This is a genomic window from Tenacibaculum sp. TB-53, from assembly GCF_059716285.2.
The window spans coordinates 3,187,420-3,210,560 of sequence record NZ_CM202790.1; the positions used below are offsets into that span (position 1 = coordinate 3,187,420).

The following is a 23,141-nucleotide window of genomic DNA, read 5'->3' on the forward strand; positions in this document are numbered from 1 at the left end:
AAAAGCCGACATAAAATTGATCTTGACCTAAAATAGGACTGTCTAAAGCAAGTAAAGAAGTACTTGTGTTAGTTTCTTGTTGTACACCGTCAAGATAGGTTGTTATGGTAATAGCATTTAAAAGATCAGCTTGAAGAATGGAAATGTTTTTCTATTAAGAAACCTGCATAACCACCTGATTCGATAAACTCGCTAGCTGTATTATCAGTTACAGTTAATGTATGTGTTACTCCAAGACCAATAAGTGTTGATACAGAAGCAAAGTTAGAAGGATCTGTGTCTATAATGTTGCTAGCATCTGAAATGCCACAACCTACTACACAGAGTCCAGAAGTGTTTTCATCTACTGTTAAATCTGTAAAATTATCATTTGTTACTGCTACAGGATTTTCTGTATTACAGGGAACAGGGTATTGTACTCCGTCTGTATAAATAATATACTCTGCTGTTGATTGACATCCGCTAGCATCTGTTACTGTTACATTATAGCTTCCTTGAGTTAATCCAGAAATAGAGGAAGATGTTTGGTCTCCGGGGCTCCATAGATAAGTGTAAGGAGGTGTTCCTCCAGATACGGACAAAGAAATGCTTCCATCTGAAGCTCCGATAGAAGTTTCTTTTATTGTGTTACCTGATATTTTTATGGAATTGTCTACATAACTACCATAAACCTCAATGCTATTAATAGTAGCAGCGAGTGAACTAACTGTAAGTTGAACTTCATCATATTCAAGTGAAGTAGAAAAGCCAACCAAATAAAAACCATTAGTTGTAGAAGGAGTTATATTTATTAAACCTAATGCTTCGAGAGCTAATAAATTGTTTCCAGATTGTGTTTCTTGTACTGAACCATCTAAATAAGTTGTTATGGTTATAGAATTTAATAAATCTAATTGTAAAAGGTCATTTGTATCCCTAATAACAAAACCAGCAGTGCTTCCAGAAGGAAAATTACTTAGAACATTTTCAACTGAAATAGAAGCTGTACTTGCAACACCAGCAGTTACATTTATCATAGCAAAGTCAGATTCACTTTCGCTAATAACATTTGTTGCGTTATCTACTTCACAAGCTACACAAGCTACTCCGTTTACACCAGTGTTTGTGTTATTAATTATCACAGGTTGAGAAGGATTGTTTAATAAAGTAGCAGTATCACAGTTTAAATTCCCTTCGCTAAAAGCTTCTAATATAAGACCATAAACTCGAGTACTCCCTAAGTCTAAAGTAAGAGTTTGTTGAATGGATAATTGAGCTTCATCAAAAGGTAATGAAGTAACAAAACCTACTTGAGAGCGTTCAGTACCAGTAAATAATAAACCACTGTCTACCGATAATAATTCAGAGCTACCTGTTTTTACTTCCTGTTGAACACCATCTAAATAAGTTGTTATGGTAATTTCATCAAGTAGTTCAAGATTTAAAACAGAAGCATTTTCAATGTCAAAGCCTACATACGTTTGTGCAGGATAATTTGTCAGCTCATCTTTTATAGAAATACTTCCAGTAGCTATAACACCTAAAGTAAAATCAATACTAGCGTATGAGTTGCTATTAGAGTCTACCGCAGCATTAGTATTGGTTACGCTACCAACATTTAAAACACCTCCCATTCCAGTATGTTCGTCAACTACACGAGCAGGAAAATCAGGTTTATTAATCAAAGTAGGAGTATTGGGTTCTAAATTAGGGCCAACACAAAAACTATTAGTAACCGGATAATAAATATTAGTACTAGAAGCAATACCTGCTAAACTAGCTATTGAAACTTCAATGCTATCGTAGTCTAAAGTAGTGTAAAACCCCGCGTAGAATTGATCATTATTTAATAGAGAACTACCAAGTGTTACTAACGAAGCTCCTGAATTAGTTTCTTGAGGAACACCGTTTAGGTAGGTTCTTATGGTAATAGCTCCTAGTAAATCTATTTGAGCAACAGAGCCATTTTCTATTAAAAAACCGGCATAGCTTCCTCCTTCAAAAAATTCATCCGTGGTATTATCTGTTACTGTTATTGTATGAGTTACACCTAAACCTAAAAGTGTAGAAATAGTAGTGTAGTTTGAAAGATTTGTGTCTGTCAAATTGTTGAGGTTTGAAATACCGCAACCCAATAAACAAAGTCCACTAGTATTTTCAGTTACAGTTAAATCAGTGAAACTAGATGAAGAGATAGCAACAGGAGCATCGGTATTACAGGGAACAGTAATAGGAGGAGAATAATTAATATTATTATTACTCGAATTTTCTTTTTTGACAAAAGAGGATAATACTAAGAGCAATAATATTAATTCAACAAATTTGAATCTTTTATAATTTTTTAGTAAGAGTAAATACGTTAGAGTAATTCTTTTCATAATAGTTGATTAGTTAGGTGTTATAAATAACTATCAAGCTTTAATTAGTGGTTGGTAAGCAAGGATAGTATTATGCGATTTGTAGTTTAGTAAACATGTTTAGTTTTTATTTACTAATACAACAAATAGTAATTCAGGTTTCTTTTTACAGAGCTATTAATAATTCTAAATAATAATTACTTATGAATTTCAGGTTAATGAAAATCTTAAAAGTAACTGTATAGTTAATTATTAGTATAGTAATATGTGGAATACGGATTAAGGAAAAACTAATAGTTTAATTATAGCTAACCTTTTGAATAAGAAAAAAAATAAATAATCATAACACGAGAGACTTAAATTAAAAATAGCTTAAACATATTCTCAGTAAAACTTAAAAAAGCTTACCTAGTTTACAACAGTTAATAATGCATTATTAACAGTCAACAGTATTTTAACTTTAAGGGGAGAAAAAATTATAACTTTTAATTACATTATAATAAATTTCTTTTAGATCTTTTGTGAAGATAGTGAAAAAAATATTATAAACAAAAGAAAAAGAGCTTGTTAGTAGCTTTTGTAAGCTTTGAAAATAGAGATGATAGAATAAAGGAAAGTGTATTAAGAATGTATTAACATTTTTTTAACTTCGATTAGTTCGGTTTGTTCCGAACTGAAGTTATTTTTGCATGGCAAATTTTTTATGGAGATGAATCAAGTAGAAAAGAAAAAATGTGAATTGGTAGAGAAATTGGGAATTTTTTTAGAAAAAAAAGAACAGTTAGCCCCAGTTGCAGCAAGAATACTTTCACATATTATTTTAACAGGAAAACAAGGAGCAACCTTTGAAGATTTAGTATCTGGTCTTTGTGCTAGTAAAAGCACAATTTCAACACATCTTAATCATTTACAAGGTTTAAAACAAGTAAGTTACTTTACAAAAACAGGTGATAGAAAAAAATACTTTATTCTAAATAGCGATACAATGCTAAAAGGAATAAGTAATATGATAGAAGAGTGGGAAGGAGAAAAAGAACTACACATAGAAGTTAAAGAATACAAAGAAGACATTAACAAAACTCTAAAAGAAGAAGATAGATTTGATCTTGATTTCCACGATAGTTTTATTGAGTTTTTAGATGGAGCAATTGCGTCTGTAACTAAATTAAAAGAAAAAATTATAAACCACAAACAATAACTATATATACATAAAATGAAATATCAACACATATACGGTATTGCTATTCTTAGCATTGTTGCATTATTTTTTACAAGTTGTGAAAAACAACAACAAAAACAACAACAAATGCCAACGCTACCTTTTCCAGTAGTAAAGGTTGCAAAAAAATCAATAACAAATTACCAACAATATCCAGTAACTATTGAAGGAGAAGTAAATAGTGAAATAAGACCTAAAGTTTCTGGATATGTAAAAAACGTTTTGGTAAAAGAAGGTCAAAAGGTTAAACAAGGACAATTGTTGTTTAAGTTAGAAACGCAATCATTAAGTCAAGATGCTGAAGCGGCAAAAGCAGTTGTAAACACAGCACAAGTAGAAGTTAATAAGCTAAAACCATTAGTAGAAAAAAATATTATTAGTCCAGTACAATTAGAAACGGCAAAAGCTAATTTGGCACAGGCTAAAAGTACATATAATAGTGTTATAGCTAATATTAACTACGCAAATATAAAAAGTCCTGTAAACGGGTTTGTAGGTTCAATTAATTATAGAAAAGGTGCTTTGGTAAGTGCACAAAGTGCAATGCCACTTACAAAAGTAGCTTCTATAAAAAATGTATATGCATATTTTTCCATGAATGAAAAAGAGTTTTTAAACTTTATCTCTTCCGCTGAAGGAGAGACAATGGATGAGAAAATAAAAAAGTTACCACCAGTAAAATTATTATTAGCTAATGGTAAAGAGTATGAGCAAACAGGAGCCATTGAAACCATTGCTGGTGATATAAATCAGCAAACAGGAACTATCAGTTTTAGAGCAAAATTTGATAATAAAGCAGGTTTGCTACGTAATGGAAGTAGTGGTACAATTTTAATACCTCAAGAGCATAATGATGCGTTGGTTATACCATCAGAATCTACATTTGAGCGTCAAGGTAAGGTATATGTTTATATCGTAAATAATGATTCTTTGGCAGAAAAAACTATTGAAGTTGAAGCCCAAATAGGAAAGCTTTATGTAGTAAAATCAGGGTTAACAACAGAACAAACAATCTTAGCTAAAGGCTTAAATAAAGTTCGATCTGGAGCAAAAATAAAACCTATTCCTACGCCTTTAGATAGCATAGTAAATTCATTCGATACGGTATTTAAATAATTAATAAAACCAGTTATGTTACAAAAATTTATAGAGCGTCCGGTACTCTCTACAGTAATTTCTATTATTATAGTAATATTAGGAGTACTGTCATTAACACAATTACCGGTAACGCAATATCCAGATATTGCACCACCAACGGTGCAGGTTACTGCTTCTTATCCAGGAGCTAGTGCCGAAACAATTTTAGAAAGTGTTATTGTTCCTATAGAAGAACAAATAAACGGAGTAGAAGGAATGACCTACATGACTTCTACTGCAAGTAATACAGGTACAGCAAGTATTCAAGTTTTCTTTGAACAGGGATATGATCCAGATATTGCAGCTGTAAACGTACAAAACAGAGTCGCTAGAGCCAATGCGTTATTACCTTCTGAGGTAACAAGAGCAGGAGTTATTACAGCAAAACAACAAAACTCAGCATTATTATATGCTGCAGTTTACTCTACAAATCCTGAGTATGATGATGTTTTTATTCAAAATTACTTAAATATAAACGTAAAACCAGAATTACAACGTGTATCAGGGGTAGGAGCAGTAAACGTGTTTGGGGCAAAAGACTATTCGATGCGAGTGTGGTTAGACCCAGCAAAAATGGCATCTTATAAGTTAGAACCTAGAGAAGTAATTGCAGCGATTAATGAACAAAGTTTAGAGGCAGCAGCTGGGTCTTTAGGACAAAACTCAGGAGAGTCTTTTGAATATGTAATTAAATATAAAGGACGATACAAAACTGCAAAAGAATACGAAAACGTTGTTGTAAAAGCTCTAGGGAATGGGCAGTTTTTACGTGTTAAAGATGTAGCAAAAGTAGAGCTAGATGCATTTTCATATTCGTCATTATCACGTACAAACGGGAATCCAGCACTTAACTTTGGTGTTTTTCAAACACCTGGATCTAATGCACAAGAAATTATTGAAAACATCTATGTAAAACTAGAAGATTTAAAGAAAGATTTTCCTGAAGGATTAGATTACATTATTAATTATGATACCAATAAATTCTTAACAGCATCTGTAAACAAAGTAAAAAGTACTTTAATAGAAGCCTTTTTATTAGTGTTTGTAGTAGTATTTATCTTCTTACAAGATTTTAAGTCTACCTTAATACCCGCAATAGCGGTTCCAGTATCAATTATTGGTACCTTCTTTTTCTTAAATCTATTTGGGTATTCTATCAACTTATTAACCCTATTCGCTTTAATTTTAGCAATTGGAATTGTGGTAGATGATGCTATTGTAGTAGTAGAGGCGGTGCATGCTAAACTGGAAGATGGAGCAGAAAGTGCAAAAAAAGCATCAATTTCAGCGATGAGTGAAATTAGTGGGGCTATTGTGTCTATTACGTTAGTAATGGTGGCGGTTTTTGTACCAATTACGTTTATACAAGGTCCATCAGGAGTATTCTATGAGCAATTTGGGGTAACACTAATGGTTGCTATTTTAATTTCAGCAGTAAACGCACTAACACTAACACCAGCTTTAAGCGCATTACTATTAAAACCACATAACGATACTCACAAGAAAAAAGGACTATTACAGCGATTTTATGATGCATTTAATGCAGGATTTAATGCGGTAACCAATAAATATACTAAATCTTTAGGGTTTTTAGTAAAACACAAATGGGTAACAGCAGGTATTTTAGGGTTAAGTGTTTTGGCTATTGTATGGGCAAGTAATACGATACCTACAGGATTTGTACCTTCGGAAGATAGAGGTGTAGTCTTTATGAATGCTGAATTACCTGCAGGTTCTTCTTTAGATAGATCGTATAAAGTAACAGAAAAGTTATATGAAAGTATTAAAGAAATAGAAGGAATCAAAGGGGCATCGTTTATTAGTGGAAGAAACTTTTTCTCAGGAGAAGGAAGTTCGTACGCAATGGGCTTTATTATTCTGGAAGATTGGAGTGAAAGAGAAAGTGATGCTGAATCAGTTCAAAGTATTGTGGGGCAATTGTTCGGTAAAGCAGCAATGATACCAGATGCAAACATTATTTTCTTTACACCACCAAGTGTACCAGGTTTTGGTAATGCAGATGGTTTTGAAATGCGATTACTAGATCGTTCTGCAAAACCATTAACAGAAATGGATGCAACAGCAAAACAGTTTGTTGGTTTGTTAAATCAGCAGCCCGAAATAGCGTTTGCCTCTAACTCTTTTGATACTGGGTTCCCTCAGCTAGAATTAGATATAAATGTAGAAAGAGCTAAAGAAGCAGGAGTATCTACGAGTGCTATACTTTCAGCTTTACAAGGATATATTGGAGGTAATTACGCAGCAGATTTTAGTAGGTTTGGAAAGCAATTTAGAGTTTTTGTACAGTCGTTACCTGAAGATAGAATAAATGAAGAAAGTTTAAACAGCATGTTTATAAAAACACCAAGTGGAGAAATGACACCAATCTCTCAATTTGTAAGCTTAGAACGTGTATATGGACCACAAACAGTTAATCGTTTCAACCTATTCAATTCGGTAACAGTAAATGGAGGAATCACTCCAGGGTTTAGTACAGGAGATGCAATTACCAAAATAAACACATTAGCAGAAAATAATTTACCAGAAGGGTATAGTGTTGCTTACTCAGGAATTACTAGGGAAGAAATAGCATCATCAGGTCAATCTACCATTATTTTTATGATTAGTATTTTGTTTGTATATTTCTTATTAGCAGCACAATACGAGAGTTACCTATTACCACTATCAGTAATTTTATCATTACCAATTGGGGTAGCAGGAGCATATTATACAACATATTTAGCAGGGTTAGAAAATAATATCTATTTCCAAATAGCTTTAATTATGTTACTAGGATTGTTGGCTAAGAATGCGATTCTTATTGTAGAGTTCGCAATACAGCGTCGTAAGCAAGGAAATAGCTTATACGATGCTGCTATTGAGGGAGCAAAAGTACGTTTAAGACCTATTTTAATGACTTCTTTTGCCTTTATTCTAGGGTTATTACCATTAGTGTTAGCAAAAGGAGTAGGAGCTGAAGGGAATAATTCTATCGGTACTGGTGCTGCAGGAGGATTATTAATTGGTACTTTAATAGGGGTATTTGTTATTCCTGTATTATTTGTAATATTCCAATGGTTACAAGAAAAAGTATCAAGTAAACCAGCTGTTGTTGAAATTAAAGAAGATTAATTATGAAATTTATTTTAAATAAAACTTTGGTTGTAGTCATTATGGCTACAACCCTACAAAGTTGTTTCGTAGCGAAGGATTATGTGCGACCTGAGTTAAAAGAAACAGAACATTTGTATAGAACAGATAATTTACCAAAAGACAGTATCTCAATGGCAGATGTGTCTTGGAAAGATATGTTTACTGATGCTCATTTGAAAGAATACATTGATGAAGGACTTCAGAATAACTTAGATATCCGTGTAGCCATACAACAAATGGCTGCTGCTGAAGCTTACATGAAACAAGGTAAAGCAGGGTATTTACCTACTTTAAGTGTAGGAGCAAAAGCTACACATCAAGAATTAGCAAAAAACAGTCAGTTTGGATCTTTTTTTAATGGTAGTATAGATCAATATGAAATTACAGGAAACCTTTCTTGGGAAGCTGATATATGGGGTAAAATACGAAGTAATAAACGAGCAGGAAAAGCAGCATATTTACAAAGTGTAGCTGCTCACCAAGCAGTAAAAACTCAATTAGTTTCAGCAATAGCAACTACCTATTATCAGTTAGTAGCTTTAGATGCTCAATTAGAAATTACTGAACAAACTATTGAAACCAGAGAGAGTAGTGTAAATACTATTAAAGCTTTAAAAGAAGCAGGTCAGGTTAATCAAGTAGCTGTAGACCAAAATATAGCACAATATAACAATGCAAAAGCGTTAAAGGTAGATTTAGAAGCTTCTATTTTTAAAACAGAAAATGCCTTAAACTTGCTATTAGGAAGAACATCAGTAGTTGTTAAAAGAAGTAAACTTTCACAACAAGAGTTAGATGTTACTATAAAACTAGGTGTTCCTACTATTTTGTTAAGAAACAGGCCAGATGTAATGGCTGCTGAATATGGATTAATTAATGCTTTTGAAATGACAAATGTTGCTAAAAGTAATTTCTATCCATCGTTAACATTAACTGCAACAGGTGGTTTTCAGAGTTTAGATTTAGATGAATTACTAAGTGCCAATTCCTTATTTGCTAATATTATAGGAGGCTTAACACAGCCTATCTTTAATCAAAGAAAAATAAAAACGCAGCACGATGTAGCTAAGGCACAACAAGAACAAGCATTGTTAAGTTTCAAAAAGACTTTGTTAACAGCAGGGAATGAGGTTTCAAATGCACTTTTCGATTATAATGCTGAAACCGAGAAATTTGAATACAGACAAAATGAGGTTGAAGCTTTACGAAGAGCAGAAACTAACTCTGAGGAATTGTTAAAAAATGGGTATGCAAATTATCTTGATTTATTAACAGCAAGAGAAAGAGTTTTGAACGCAGAAATAAACGTTATAAATAACAAATTAAATCAATTATTAAGTACAGTAAATATATATAAAGCTTTAGGAGGAGGATGGAAATAAAGTAGGGTTGATTATGAATAATAGGGAAAAACTTATCAATGTTGCAAAAGAAAAATTTATAGCATTTGGTAGTAAGCATACTACAATGGATGAAATAGCTGAGTTACTTGGAATTTCAAAAAAAACTATTTATGCATGCTTTTCTTCAAAAGAAGAATTGATAATTGAAAGTATCAAAGAATTAATAAATGAATTTAAAATTGATATAGAACCTATTTTAAAATCTGATAAATCAGCATTAAATAAAATAATAGAAATATATGAGGTAATTTTTAAATACGTAATAAAGTTTAAACCTTCTTTTATTTTTGGATTAAAAAAATACTATCCCAATGCCTATGATGCCTATATAGAAGTAACGAAGAATGTTGTATCTAAAGATGTGATAAATTTACTAGAAGAGGCTAAAGTAAACGGAGAAATAAGGAAAGATGTAGATCTTGAGCTATTTAGTAAATTGTATCTAAGTAATTTAGAAGGGAGGTTGTTTAATGCTGACAACTTATTTAAAAATTACCCAAGAGAAGTCTTACTTGAATATATGATTATAAATAATTTAAACTCTTTAAAGCCTAGCAAATAAGAACATAAATTTTTGTGGTTTTTGATGAAAAGTGTCGTGTAGTATGTTATCATATCTACAAGACACTTTTTTGTATTGAAAAAATGATTTATAGATGGAAAAAGAAAAAGTATTTTTGACGTATTTTTGTAATAAAGTAACAGAAATTGTTAAAAAAAATAACTACATATTTATTACTTAGTATTACAACTTTGTTTTATAGCCAGGATAAAACAGGATTGCAGTTCTTAAATATTCAAAAAAAAGCAGAGAATTATTTAGAAAAACTACAAGAAAATTATACAGAAGGAAATTATAAGCTTCATAAAATTTATAGTGACTCTTTATACAATATATCTAAAAAGAATAACCTGAAAGCATTACAAGTAAAAGCAATGGTTAACCAGGCAATAAGCTTAAACATGCAAACAAAATATGTAGAAGCTATAGCACTGTATAAAGAGGCATTAGTTATTGCTAAAACGATACCAGAAAGCAAACAAGCTGAAACTGTTGTGTTAGTTAACTTAGGAAATATATATAATAATGTAGAACTTTATGAAAAGAGTATAGAAACCATGAAGATGGTGCTAAAGCAAGCAGCCTATACTGAAAAACCAAAGTTAATAAAAATGGCTGCGTTGAACGGATTATCGATAAGTTATTCAGCTTTAAATAAAGAAGAAAAATCATTACTATATGCAGAACAAGTAAAAGAAATAGGAGAAGAAACAGGTAATGAAAATATCATTTTAACATCCTTAAACCATATTAGTAGTTCCTATTATAAATTAGGAGCGTATCAAAAATCTATTGAAACAGCAAACAAAGCAACAAAATACAAGTCTTTTGAGAAAAATACTAGGGTAAAAGCATGGCTTTTAGTTAATTTAGGAGTCGCAAATTTAAAACTAGAGTTTTATAGTGAAGCAGAAAAATACTTAAAACAAGCGTTAAGCATAGCTTCTGAAAAAAGTATAGAAGAAATTGAAATGATATGTTATGAAAACTTGACTACGATATATCAAAAATTAAACAAAACGACAGCTTACTTAAATACAGAAAAGAAATATAATGAGAGTCGAATAAATTTTCTTAAGAATCAAAAAAAAGCGATAACAGAAGAGCTAAAGGCAGAAATTAAAGCAAAAGAAGAAACTATTTCAGCACAAGAAAATACAGAAGCTTTACTCTCAGACCAACAAAAAACAACCTTGTGGTTTAGTGTGTTATGTATGATTGGTTTAGGTGGGTTATTTTGGATTTATATAAAAAAGAATGAAGAAGAAAGTGCTATTGAAGAAATAAAAGAGCAAACAAAAGAAGTAAAAGTAATCCAAGAAAAATATAAAAATTCTTCATTATCAAAAGAAGATAGAAGCTCTTACAAACAAAAAATATTAAAGGAAATTGAAGAAGAAAAAATATACTTAAACCATAACTTAACTCAAGCAAGTTTTGCTAAAAAATTATCACTAAGCAGTCATCATTTGTCTGAAGTGTTTTCGTTTGAATTTGACAAGAATTTTTATCAACTCATCAATTCATATCGAATTAAAGAAGCCAAGAAAATGTTACAATTATCTACAAGCAAAGACCACAAAATACTCGCTGTTGCTTACGATTCTGGTTTTAAAAGTAAAACTACTTTCAACCGTGTGTTTAAAGAACAAACAGGTTATACCCCATCAGAGTATCGAAAAAAACTAATAAATTAGGTTCCACTCTATAGAATGATACTTCTATAACAATCAACGGTTATATCTTGCGCCTCATTACTTAATATAAACGATATTATTAAGTAATACTTAGCTTTTATTTTATATATGAAGATTCAGTTTGAGTTGGTAATATCACCAAACAAACAACACCTATCAAACCAATATTTAATGGCTGGGTAGTTCTTACTTTATGTAGTATGTAAAAAAGCTTGATTAAAATAGAAGTGTTAAAAATTATATTAAAAAGAATGAAGGCATTAATAGGTAAATTTTTAAGAAGTGGTTTAGTAGTACTTTTTTTAATTTTAAGTAGTCAATTGTTTTCGCAGTCGTTCACTTCTTTATGGAACACGGCAAATATTAGTACTGGCTCTTCTGGAGTTAATGAAATAAGCATCCCAACGAATTCAGCTTACACGTATTCATACACCGTTGATTGGGGTGATGGAAATATTGATTCAAACGTAACAGGAGACATTACCCATACTTATGCCACACAAGGAACTTATACCGTAAGCATTAGCGGAACGTTTCCTGCAATTTATTTTAATAATACTGGAGACGTTGACAAAATTATCGAAATCTTGTCTTGGGGTACTATTCAATGGCAAAGTATGGAAAGCGCATTTTATGGATGTTCAAATCTAAATTTTGATGCTATTACTCCACCAAATTTAAGTCAAGCTACTAGCCTACAAAATGCTTTTAGAGATTGCTCATTGTTTAATGGTATTATGAATAATTGGGATGTAAGCACCATAACTAATATTTCAGGGTTATTTATGAATTGCGAAATTTTTAATAGACCTTTAGATCAATGGGACACATCTAGTATAATAGACATGTCTTACACTTTTTATAATGCAAGGGAATTCAACGAACCATTAGATAACTGGAACACATCAGCAGTAACTACTTTAGAAAACTTTTTATATAGAGCCCGTAGGTTCAATCAAAATATTAATAACTGGAATGTAGCTAATGTTGTTAATATGGAAGGAGCCTTTTACGATACAAGTGCATATAATCAGCCAATGAATAATTGGAATGTTGGTAATGTTACCAATATGAATAACACATTTAAAGGCTCTAATTTTAATAGCCCAATAGACAACTGGAATGTAAGTAATGTTACAACAATGGAGGGAATGTTTAGTCAAGCTAAATTCAACCAACCTATAAATACATGGAATGTTAGTAATGTTACAAATATGTCTAGGCTATTTTTTAGAAACAGAACCTTTAATCAACCTTTAAATAACTGGGATGTTAGTAATGTAACAAACATGTCGGGTATGTTTGATGGATGGGCTTGGGGAGCAGTTTTTAATCAACCCATAGGTAACTGGGATGTTAGTAATGTTACTGATATGAGTTACATGTTCCGAGATAACTCAGGCTTTAATCAAGGTATAGGAACTTGGAATGTAAGTAATGTTGTTACCATGAGAGGAATGTTTGAAGGCGCCACTGTTTTTAATCGAGATATTAGTTTGTGGAATGTTAGCAAGGTTACCAATGTAGAAAGTATGTTTGAAAGAACAGAAGCTTTCAATCAACCATTGAATACTTGGGATGTGAGCAATATTACTAATATACGCAACATATTTCAACGAGCAGAAGCTTTTAACCAACCTTTAAATACTTGGGATGTAAGTAATATCACTGATTTTCAGTATATGTTTGATAGAGCTACGTCTTTTAACCAAGATATAAGTGGTTGGCAAACAGGAAATGCTAGAAACATGTCTTATATGTTGAATCAGGCTACTTCATTTAATCAAAACATAGGAGTTTGGGACATATCTAGTGTTACAAACATGACAAACATGTTGTCGAATAGTGGTATTTCTCAAGAAAATTATGATAATATTCTTATAGCTTGGAGTGCTCAAACAGTTCAAAACAACATTAACTTAGGAGCGACGAACCTTAATTATTGTGATGCATTAAACCAAAGACAAAGTTTAATTGATAATAACGGTTGGACTATGTCAGGAGATGTTATAAACTGTTCTTATGTATTATGTACTCAAATAACAATGCCGCAAGCAGGTGACACGCAAGTGCCTGCAAACAGTGATATTCGTTGGAATCCAGCTCCTAATGCTACAGGATATAGAATTAGTGTAAGAAGAGAAAACGGAGTGACTTCACAGGTTATATATAATAATGAAGATGTAGGAAATGTTGTAGGAGTAGATTTTACCAACGAATTTATAGCAGGAGATACTGTATATGTAACAGTTGTCCCGTATAACGCAGAAGGACCAGCTACAGGTTGCCAAGAAATTAGTTTTACAGTAATAGAAAGTTGGGTAAATAGCCCAGATACATTCAAGCTTACCTACGATACAAGTATACAATCTTCATTCACTACACCAACAAATCAGTTAAGAATAGAAACAAATTCAGGCTATCCAAAATATCTTACATACAATTATTCTATAGATTGGGGAGATGGACAGTACAACCACAATGTTACAGGTGATATTACACACATATATCTTACACCAGGAATTTATACAGTAAGTATTATTGGTGTTTTTCCTTCTCCAAAACATGAAACTATTGGAGACTCTGACAAACTATTATCCATAGATCAGTGGGGAACTCAAGTCTGGGAAAGTATGTATGAAGCTTTTGAAAGTTGTGTAAATATGGAGCACAATGCTACAGATACTCCTAATCTTAGCAATGTAACGGATATGGAAAGAATGTTTAGTTCTTGTAGAAAATTAAATGCTAATATTAATGATTGGAATGTTAGTAATGTAACTAACATGCGTGGTATGTTTAGTGGAACTTCAGTTTACAACCAACCACTTAATAATTGGGATGTAGGTAATGTTACTAATATGAACTACATGTTTGGTAGTGCCATAGAGTTTAATCAAGACATAGGAAATTGGAATACAGGAAATGTTGCAGATATGGGAGGGATGTTCCAAAATGCAGAAGTATTTGATCAGAATATTAATAATTGGAATGTGAGTAGTGTTACAGATATGAGTAGCATGTTTGAAAGAGCAGAAGCATTTAACCAACCACTTAATAATTGGGATGTCAGTAATGTTACCAATATGTCTGAAATGTTTAATGGTTTTATTTCAAACATGGCTTTTAACCAAAATATTGATAATTGGAATGTAAGTAATGTTACAGATATGTCTGAAATGTTCCAGAGATGTGTTGATTTTAACGAACCTTTAAACTCTTGGAATGTAGGTGCTGTTACAAACATGACTTCGATGTTTGAAGGCGCTTCTTCTTTTAATCAAGCCCTAAGTAATTGGAATGTTTCTTCAGTAACCAACATGGAGAGCATGTTTCAGAGTGCTAGCGCATTTAATCAGAACATAAATAGCTGGAATGTAACCAATGTAACCAACATGAGTTTAATGTTTTACAATGCTCAAATGTATAACCAACCGTTAAATTCTTGGGATGTAAACTCAGTAGTTAATATGTCAGGTATGTTCCGAAGAGCAGAAGCATTTAATCAGCCATTAAACTCTTGGGATGTAAGTGCTGTTGCTAACATGAGTCAAATGTTTCAAGAAGCCACAGTTTTCAATCAACCATTAAATTCTTGGAATGTAAGTTCAGTAACCTTAATGCCTTCGATGTTTGAAGAAGCTGTTGCTTTTAATAGTCCGTTAGAAAACTGGAATGTTTCTGTGGTAACAAACTTTGAAGCAATGTTTAAGAATGCAGAAATATTTAACCAACCTTTAGGGAATTGGAATACAGGTGAAGCACAAACGATGGCTGAAATGTTTTATGGGGCGTCTAAATTTAATCAAGATATTAATAATTGGAATGTATCTTTTGTAACCACTATGCAAGAAATGTTTCGAGGAGCAACGTCTTTTAGTAGACCATTAGATTCTTGGAATGTAGCATCGGTAACTAATATGCAAGGCATGTTTCAAACAGCAATAGCTTTTGATGGTGCTATTGGAAGTTGGAATATTAGGAGAGTAACCACCATGCAAGACATGTTTAATGGTGCAACAAACTTTAATCAACCAATGAATAATTGGAGGCCAACAGCAGTAATGAACATGGATAGAATGTTTCAAGGTGCAAGTTTGTTTAATCAACCTTTAAACCAATGGTTATTAAATACGGTATCGATGAACGCTATGTTTAATAACGCTACAGTTTTTAATCAAGATTTAGGTGATTGGAATATTAGTGGCGTAACCAACATGCAAAATATGTTAGATAATACAGCTCTTACTAGAGTGAATTACGACAATACGCTTATTGCATGGTCTGAACAAACACTAACACCTGGAATAAATCTAGGAGCTAACACTCTTCCGTATTGTGATGCTGTAGAAGAAAGACAATCAATGATTGATAGTTTTGGATGGTCTTTTACGGGTGATGTTTTAGATTGTCCTATTCCAGAATGTACACAGTTAATAGCGCCTTTAAATGGAGCAACAGATGTTCCTGTAAATACCAATTTAACTTGGGAACCTGTTTTGTATGCACGTGAATATGCTTTAACAATTAGAATTGAACCTTCAGGAATGATAATAAACGAAACTGTTGTAAATGCTACCACTTATGAATTTGCTACAGATTTTTCAGGAGGAGAAATAGTTTATGTTACTATTGTACCTTCAAACGAAAATGGAGATGCAGTAGGACCTTGTGTAGAAGAAAGCTTTACGGTGTCTACAACTCCATCTACAGTACCAGGTTGTACCAGCTTAACCTTACCACTTGCTGGTGGTACAGATATATCTGTAAGTACAAATTTAGAATGGAATGTTATAAGTAATGCAGATGGATACAGACTTACAGTAGGAACTACTTCTGGGGGATCAGATATTCTTAATAATATTGATGTAGGTAATAGTGCAACATATGATTTACCTGTAGATTTACCAGAAGACACTGATATTTTTGTAACTATAACTCCTTATAACGACGAAGGTAATGCGATAAGTTGTGGCGAAGAGTCTTTTAAAACAGAGTTTATTCCAGTAGTACCTAGTTGTACAAGTTTAGTGAATCCTATAAATGGATCAACGAATGTTCCGTTGAATATTGATATTTCTTGGAATGAAATTACAGAAGCAACTGGGTATTTAGTAAGTGTAGGAACTACTCAAGGAGGGATAGAGGTTGTGAATAGTATTGATGTAGGAAACATAACAACTTATAGTTTTACTCAAGACTTACAAGCAAATAGAATACATTATGTTCGTATAATTCCATACAATGATGTAGGAGACGCTACAGGTTGTGTAGAAGAAAGTTTTACTGCTGGAGATGCAGTGGTAAGTGCACCAAACTGTACCACAATAACAGTTCCAAGTAACGGAGCAACGAATGTTAGTGTTAGTACAGGAATTAGTTGGGATGCAGTAGCTGATACAGATGGATATTACCTTTCAATCGGAACTACTTCAGGCGGAACTGATATTGTAAACAGCGAATCAGTAGCAGGAACGAGTTATACTTTAGCTAGTGATTTACCTGAGAATACTTCGATATATGTATCAGTGATACCTTACAATTCGGTAGGAAGTGCCACAGGATGTTCTGAGATTAGCTTTACTACTGAAATAGTACCAACCACACCGAATTGTACCACAGTCACAGTTCCAACCAATGGAACAACAAATGTTAGTGTTAGTACAGGAATTAGTTGGGATGCAGTAGCAGATGCTGACGGATATTACCTATCAATTGGAACAACTTCAAGCGGAACCGATATTGTAAATAATGAATCAGTAGCAGGAACGAGCTATACTTTAGCTAGTGATTTACCAGAGAACACGACAATTTATGTATCAGTAATTCCATATAATTCGGTAGGAAGTGCTACTGGTTGTTCAGAAATTAATTTTACTACAGAAATAGTACCAACCGCACCGAATTGTACCACAATTACAGTTCCAAGTGATGGAGGAACTAATGTAGCAGTCGATACAAATATTACTTGGAACGCAGTAGCTGATACAGATGGGTATTATATATCAATCGGAACAACTTCAGGCGGAACCGATATTGTAAATAACGAATCAGTAGCAGGAACAATATATAACCCTACGAGTGATTTACCTGAGAATACTTCGATATATGTATCAGTGATACCTTACAATTCGGTAGGAAGTGCCACAGGATGTTCTGAAATTAGTTTTACTACGGAAATAGTACCAACCACACCGAGTTGTACCACAATTACAGTTCCAAGTGATGGAGGAACTAATGTAGCAGTCGATACAAATATTACTTGGGACGCAGTAGCTGATACAGATGGGTATTATATATTAATCGGAACAACTTCAGGTGGAACCGATATTGTAAACAATGAGCTAGTGATAGGAACAACATACAATCCTACGAGCGATTTACCAGAGAACACAACAATTTATGTATCAGTATTACCATATAAGTCGGGGGGCTTAGCAACGGGCTGTGGTGAAGTTCGTTTTACCACAGAAACCGTTGCAATTATACCAAACTGCACCACAATTACAGTTCCAACCAATAAAGCAACAAATGTTAGTGTTAGTACTGGAATTACTTGGGACACTGTTTCAGATGCCGATGTGTATTACCTGTCAATTGGAACAACTTCAGGTGGAACCGATATTGTAAACAACGAGTCAGTAATAGGAACGAATTATACTTTAACTAGTGATTTACCAGAGAACACCATAGTTTATGTATTAGTAACTCCATACAACTCGCTAGGAAGTGCTAATGGGTGTTCTGAAATTAGTTTTAGAACTGAAGCAAGCTTAGTAGGGGAAACCAAATACGGTTTTTCTCCAAATGGTGATGGAGTAAATGACTTTTGGGAAATAAAGGGAATTGAAGAACATCCTAATAATATAGTAACTGTTTTTAATAGGTGGGGAGATATGGTTTTTCAGATGAAAGAATATGATAATCAATTTAATGTTTTTAGAGGCGTAGCCAATAAGCTAACGGGTATGGGAGGTGATAAGTTACCAGCAGGGACATACTTTTTCAGTATAAAAATTTCAACAGAAGGGAAATCAAAAGAAACAAAAGGGTTTTTAGTTTTAAAAAGATAAGATGAAAGAGATAAGGAACTATATTTTACTGTTTATTTTTATGATGGTACTTCAAAATAATTGGGGACAACAAACAGCTTTGTATCCAGAGTATAATTATAATCCGTTTATTATAAACTCTGCCTATACGGGAATGTCTGATGGAGCAGAAATTACACTTAGTAATTATGGCTATATAAATAGTATTGAAGGAAGTCCCAGAACATTGTCATTAAGCTTTCATACTCCGATTGCAAGAAAAAAAATGGGGATAGGTGGGGCTATTATACGAGATAAAATAGGAGTAAGTACTTATACAAATGCGTATGCTTCATATTCATATAAAATATTTTTTGATACGGAGATTGATAGACCTTATTGGCAACATTATAACGAACATGTAATATCGTTTGGGCTAACAGCAGGAATACAACAGTTTCATGAGAATTTGTTAGAGTTAGGTATTACAGATGATATAGAATTTTCTGAAAACATGAATGTAACTGTACCAACCGTTGGTGTTGGGTTTTTGTACAATCATGCAGATTTTTATGCAGGAGTTTCACTGCCAAATCTTTTAGGAGATAAATTAGCATCAAGAGATGATTTAAATATATCAAACCCTATTTACGGTTATTTCGGGTATCGTTTTTTTACCAATCGATTTGAGGAAGTAATGATTAAACCTAGTATTTTCTTAAAGTATGAAGGTGGAGCACCTATGCAGATTGACGCAAATGTTGCTGTTAACTATAAAAACAAATTTGAAATCGGTACGGGCTATAGAAGTAGTTCCTCAATTAATTTTTTAGCAGGTATTTATGCTCTAAAAAACTTAAAGTTTGTGTACTTCTACAATGCAGCATTTAGTGATTCTGTGTTAGGAAACAGTCATGGGGTTATCCTTTCGTATGTTTTTGAGAAAAAGCGCAGGTATTAAAAAGGAATGTTGGAATTACCTAAAGCTCCAATTTTTATAATTAGCAGAAGCCTCTAGTTGGTTTTCAATAGTATCAGGTAATTCAGGGAAGAAATCAATACCTGTCTTTTGTTCTAATTCATCAATAGAAACTACAAAGTCAGATAGAGGTTTATTACTTTCCTTATGGGGAAGTAAAAAGGCAATGGCTTTAATTTCAGGTTGAGTATAATCTAGTAAAACCTTATAAAAATAATTAGGAACACTTACTTTTTCCTTTCCTATAGTTTTCAAATTAGGTTCTAAAACACCACCAGTAACAACATACAAGTGATTATATTTTTTAGCCCAATAACGAGTTTTTTGCTCTAGTTTATTCCAAATACCAGCATTAAACTCATGGTTTTGAGGAGAAATGTTTGAAGTGTAAAAAGTTTCATCATGAGCACTTTTAGAGGCACGTCTATCACCAGCAGGACATAAATGTCCTTTGTCATAACCAGATCTTTTATAATTTCTCCAATCTGCAGATTTTGTCTTCACTTTGGGGTCTACAATAAAAAATGGACGCTTACGATTGATATAAACAATATCACTTTTATCTAAAGGATAAGCAACCCATTCAGCTTGCTCATGCTTTTCACTATACGATAACTGGTAGCCATTATGTTTTATAATGACTCCAGTTGTTGAGGTAGGAAAGTAATTGAAGTTATTAGTTTTATTACTGGCTGTTTCTGTTGTAGGTTCAGAAAAGTTCTTAGCTTCTTCTTTTTGTTGTAACCAATAACCTACAAGTAAAGCAATAATGGTAATAACAATCTTTATTTTCCTTGAAGTACTCATTTAATTACTTAAAACGATTTCTTTAAAATCTTCAGTTTTTTCAACTTCGTTAAAAATCTCTTGAAATTTAACAGGAGGTACTGTTAATTTACGCTTAACCAAGTCCAACCAAGCACCATAAACAGTGATAATTGCAGAAAGTTTACCTGCTTGATTAAAAACTTCATGTTGAATTTTCCAACGTTCACCTTTTCCAGATAAACCAGTAACTTTTAAGTTTACAGTTATGTCTTCTCCCATGTGTATTTCACGTAAAAACTTGGTGTTTTCTTCAAATAAAATAGGACCAACTTTTTCCTTAGTAAAATCTTGAACAGTTACATTATGCTCTTTAAAAAAACGTAAACGTAATTCAGCAGCGTAATCATTGTATGCGGTATGACGCATGTGTATGTTGGCATCAAAATCTGCCCATCTTGTTTTAAACTCAACACTAAAACTCATATCAAAAAAATTTAAGAAAGCGAATTTACAAATTTTAAGCTTTCACATCTAAAGCATCACGAAGTGTATTTCCAATTAACATAAATGCCATTACTAAACTCATAATTGCTAATCCTGGAATCAATGCTAAAAATGGTTTGCCCAAAATGATATAATTATAATGATTTTTAATCATAGCACCCCAAGAGGGAGTAGGAGGTTGGGCTCCAATACCTAAAAAACTCAGTCCGCTTTCAATTAAAATAGCAGCAGCAAAATTTGCGGCGGAAATTACAATTATAGGAGCTAAAATATTAGGTAAAATATGTTTGAAAATAATTCTAAAATCAGAAAAACCTAAAGCTTTGGCAGCTTCCACATATTGCTGCTGTTTAGTAGTGATTACTTGACCCCGAACTACACGAGCAACCTCTACCCACATAGTTAATCCCACTGCAATAAAAACTTGCCAAAAACCTTTACCCAAAGCCAAAGTAATAGCGATTACTAATAAAAGTGTTGGAATGGACCAAGTGATATTGATAACCCACATAATAAAATCATCAATTTTTCCACCAAAATAGCCAGCAATAGCGCCAATAGGAATTCCTATTAAAAGCGAAATAAACACAGCTATAAATCCAATAAAAAATGAAATTCTAGCACCAATCAACAACCTGCTTAATAAATCACGACCATATTTATCAGTTCCTAAATAAAATGTTTTTTGTTGAATGTATTGTTCAAAGGAAACAGGAAACTCTTTTGGTAAACCATCGGAGTATTTAATAGCTTCTAACTGATTGTTTTTAACAGAAAATGACTTTATAGGTATTTCTGTTGATGAATTTTGCTTTCCTTCCATAAAAATAGAAAACCACGATTGTTGGTTTTTTACTTCTGAAGGAATGCTTAATAGTTGCACAGAAAAACCAGGAGGTTTCGAGTGAATTTCTAAATGCATTTGATTGGCAGAGTTACTGTTGTCTGGAGCTAAAACATAACAAAAAACAGCAATAAACCCGCATAAAATAATATATCCAAAACTAAACATACCTGTTTTACTATGTTTAAATTTTTGGATAGCTATTTGCCATAAAGATGTACCTGTATTATTATTCACTCTTTTGTATTTCTTTCAAGTTATTGATGTCAATACTTGATGGATTTTGAAAAACTTCCAAATCAAAATATTTTACAGAAGCTAAAATATGATCAAAAATGTTCGCCATAACACGTTCGTAATCTACCCAATTTTTTTCTCTACTAAAGGCATAAATTTCTAGTGGAATTCCGTTAGGAGTTGGCTCTAACTGACGAGACATTAACAACATATCTTGATTTATTTTTGGATGATTTTCAATGTATTTATCCAAGTAAATTCTAAAAGACCCAAAATTGGTTAAGTTTCTACCGTTTAATATTACAGATTTGTCAATATTGTTTTCTTCGTTGTATTTTTTTACTTCCTTGCTACTTTTTTCAATATAGTCAGAAATTAACTCAATCTTTTTAAAGCGCTCAATATCTTCATCGGTAAGAAAGTGAATGCTATTTATTTTAATTAAAATTGATCGTTTTATACGTCTACCACCTGAAGTATTCATTGTTCTCCAGTTCTTAAAAGAATCGGATGTTAAATAATACGTAGGAATGCTAGATATTGTATTATCAAAATTTCTAATAATTACAGAGGTAAGGTTAATTTCAACTACATCACCATCAGCGCCATATTTTTCCATGGTAATCCAATCTCCAATTCTAACAGTATCATTTACTGCTACTTGAATGCTTGATACAAAACCAAGAATGGTGTCCTTAAAAATTAATAATAATACTGCTGAAAAAGCACCTAATGCAGTTAAGAATCTAATTAAAGGTTTTCCAGTTAATACAGAAAAAGATGATATAGCAGCAATAAGCCACATGATTACCATGAAAATTTGCACATAGCTCTCTAAGGGTTTGTCTTTGAAAGCATTTGTGGTACGAAGAAAATCTTTAACACTTAGTAGAATACTACGTATAAACCAAATAATAGCAAAAATAATGGCAATAGTAGCAATACGTTCAGCGTAGGTAAACAGGTTAGGGAAATCGACTAAAATATCTTTTAAAAAATTAAAAACAATAGTAAGAATAACAATTCTTGAAAGGTTTAAAAAGGTTTTGTTTTTAATAAGCATATCATCAAAACTAGTTGATGTTTTAGCTGCCATTTTATTAACTGTTCTTTTTCCAACGTATCTAAAAACTTTGAATAAGATATAACCTAAAATTCCAAACACAATAAGATTTGCAAATAAATTTAGGTATGTAGCTAATGTTTCTGAAAGTGAAAGCTGTTCTTTAAAAATTTTATAAAAAAACTTGTTTAACATAAAGTAATATTCG

General features: G+C 32.4%; 13 protein-coding genes. 8 read left to right on the forward strand and 5 right to left on the reverse strand.

Annotated features, from left to right (window positions below; all coding sequences use genetic code 11):
* Positions 1-125 precede the first annotated feature (125 nt).
* Positions 126-2,357 (reverse strand): SprB repeat-containing protein, encoded by a 2,232-nt coding sequence (locus tag AC3VJB_RS14520; protein WP_497667288.1) that lies wholly within the window; start codon positions 2,355-2,357, stop codon positions 126-128.
* A 688-nt stretch (positions 2,358-3,045) separates the two neighbouring features.
* Between AC3VJB_RS14520 and AC3VJB_RS14525 the strand changes: the two genes are divergently transcribed.
* The 8 genes from AC3VJB_RS14525 to AC3VJB_RS14560 all read left to right on the forward strand — a co-directional run bounded on the left by AC3VJB_RS14525 (position 3,046) and on the right by AC3VJB_RS14560 (position 19,499).
* Complete coding sequence (locus AC3VJB_RS14525; protein WP_047790747.1) at positions 3,046-3,534, forward strand: GbsR/MarR family transcriptional regulator; 489 nt, start codon at positions 3,046-3,048, stop codon at positions 3,532-3,534.
* 15 nt (positions 3,535-3,549) lie between these two features.
* Positions 3,550-4,671: an efflux RND transporter periplasmic adaptor subunit gene (locus AC3VJB_RS14530; RefSeq protein WP_047790746.1), complete on the forward strand. Its 1,122-nt coding sequence runs from the start codon at positions 3,550-3,552 to the stop codon at positions 4,669-4,671.
* A gap of 15 nt (positions 4,672-4,686) precedes the next feature.
* Positions 4,687-7,824 (forward strand): efflux RND transporter permease subunit, encoded by a 3,138-nt coding sequence (locus AC3VJB_RS14535; RefSeq protein ID WP_437823742.1) that lies wholly within the window; start codon positions 4,687-4,689, stop codon positions 7,822-7,824.
* 2 nt (positions 7,825-7,826) lie between these two features.
* The gene (locus tag AC3VJB_RS14540; protein WP_173359425.1) at positions 7,827-9,227 is read left to right on the forward strand and encodes an efflux transporter outer membrane subunit; all 1,401 of its coding nucleotides are present in this window, start codon (positions 7,827-7,829) and stop codon (positions 9,225-9,227) included.
* 13 nt (positions 9,228-9,240) lie between these two features.
* On the forward strand, positions 9,241-9,810 hold the full coding sequence (locus AC3VJB_RS14545) for a TetR/AcrR family transcriptional regulator (protein ID WP_073184201.1): 570 nt from the start codon (positions 9,241-9,243) through the stop codon (positions 9,808-9,810).
* A 146-nt stretch (positions 9,811-9,956) separates the two neighbouring features.
* The gene (locus AC3VJB_RS14550; RefSeq protein ID WP_281980751.1) at positions 9,957-11,507 is read left to right on the forward strand and encodes an AraC family transcriptional regulator; all 1,551 of its coding nucleotides are present in this window, start codon (positions 9,957-9,959) and stop codon (positions 11,505-11,507) included.
* A 251-nt stretch (positions 11,508-11,758) separates the two neighbouring features.
* On the forward strand, positions 11,759-18,580 hold the full coding sequence (locus AC3VJB_RS14555; RefSeq protein ID WP_437823745.1) for a BspA family leucine-rich repeat surface protein: 6,822 nt from the start codon (positions 11,759-11,761) through the stop codon (positions 18,578-18,580).
* Position 18,581: 1 nt separating this feature from the next.
* Positions 18,582-19,499 carry a PorP/SprF family type IX secretion system membrane protein gene (locus AC3VJB_RS14560; protein WP_437823747.1) on the forward strand — a complete coding sequence of 306 codons (918 nt, stop codon included), beginning with the start codon at positions 18,582-18,584 and terminating at the stop codon, positions 19,497-19,499.
* Positions 19,500-19,514: 15 nt separating this feature from the next.
* On the opposite strand, the gene AC3VJB_RS14565 is transcribed toward AC3VJB_RS14560, so the two are convergent.
* From AC3VJB_RS14565 to AC3VJB_RS14580, 4 genes are read right to left on the reverse strand one after another with little or no spacing between them, the layout of a single operon-like run.
* A complete protein-coding gene (locus tag AC3VJB_RS14565) occupies positions 19,515-20,324 on the reverse strand; it encodes a DNA/RNA non-specific endonuclease (RefSeq protein ID WP_497667289.1) in 810 nt (269 codons plus the stop codon).
* Positions 20,325-20,768, reverse strand: a complete 444-nt coding sequence (locus AC3VJB_RS14570; RefSeq protein WP_047790796.1) for an acyl-CoA thioesterase — start codon at positions 20,766-20,768, stop codon at positions 20,325-20,327.
* A 34-nt stretch (positions 20,769-20,802) separates the two neighbouring features.
* Positions 20,803-21,870 carry an ABC transporter permease gene (locus AC3VJB_RS14575; RefSeq protein WP_173359436.1) on the reverse strand — a complete coding sequence of 356 codons (1,068 nt, stop codon included), beginning with the start codon at positions 21,868-21,870 and terminating at the stop codon, positions 20,803-20,805.
* Positions 21,863-23,128, reverse strand: coding sequence for a mechanosensitive ion channel family protein (locus AC3VJB_RS14580; protein WP_073184214.1), 1,266 nt, complete (start codon positions 23,126-23,128; stop codon positions 21,863-21,865). The genes AC3VJB_RS14575 and AC3VJB_RS14580 overlap by 8 nt, the downstream gene beginning before the upstream one ends.
* Positions 23,129-23,141 lie beyond the last annotated feature (13 nt).